Below are 720 nucleotides of genomic sequence, written 5' to 3'. Positions count from 1 at the left end.
AGCGCAAGGGTTGTAACCGAAAGAGGTTTGTGTTGTTGCGACCGGTTACTTGAAAATTTTCAACCAAACTCCGTAGCAACACCCTGACCTGCGGTGATGCATGATCTAGATCATATTGACGATGAATTCAACATCCGGACGGCCCGTCGGGGCCCGCCCCACGCCGTCCTGTCCACTTCACGACACGCAACCTCGCGTCCCATGATCGTTACTATTGGTAGATAAATGCTGGCATCCAGCGGGCCCTGCCCACGCCACATCGTGACCCGTCCAGCCGGCCGCGGACGGGATTCGCGCTGCCCGGCTGACGCTTCCCAGTACGCCGGTCAAGGAGTGCGGATCCCATCCACGACCATCCGCACAGGACATGATCCAGGAGAGTTTGTCGTTGTGTACGCTTTTTGGCCGCAAAAGCGTACACAACGACAAAATTACGCCGATCTTCTCCGGTGGCCGACGTCCATCGACGCGTGCCATCGTTCAGGGGGGATATGTATCGTTTCCTGACCGGCGCTCTAGCCGGGGGGCGGGGTGAAGGTGGGGTGGGTGTCGTCGGAGCCCCGCCACAGGTAGGCGGTCAGCCGGGCGCCCTCGGCGCGTTCGGCGGCCGGGCTGGCCGGGGGCGGCCAGCGCAGCTGGGTGTAGAGCAGGGTGCGGTGCTGGTCGTAGGCGGCCTCGACCAGGTCGCCGAACGTCTGCGCCCGGGCCGGGACCACCAGG

General features: G+C 63.2%; 1 pseudogene. It reads right to left on the bottom strand.

The window, feature by feature from the left end:
- Positions 1-515: 515 nt before the first annotated feature.
- Positions 516-720: pseudogene (locus tag NBW84_RS17130) on the bottom strand (hypothetical protein); the annotation flags it as partial.

This window comes from Protofrankia sp. CiP1_Cm_nod2, assembly GCF_920664355.1.
Classification (GTDB): domain Bacteria; phylum Actinomycetota; class Actinomycetes; order Frankiales; family Frankiaceae; genus Protofrankia.
The sequence above is the reverse complement of the archived record's forward strand: the minus strand, read 5'-3'. Positions and strand labels throughout refer to the sequence as shown.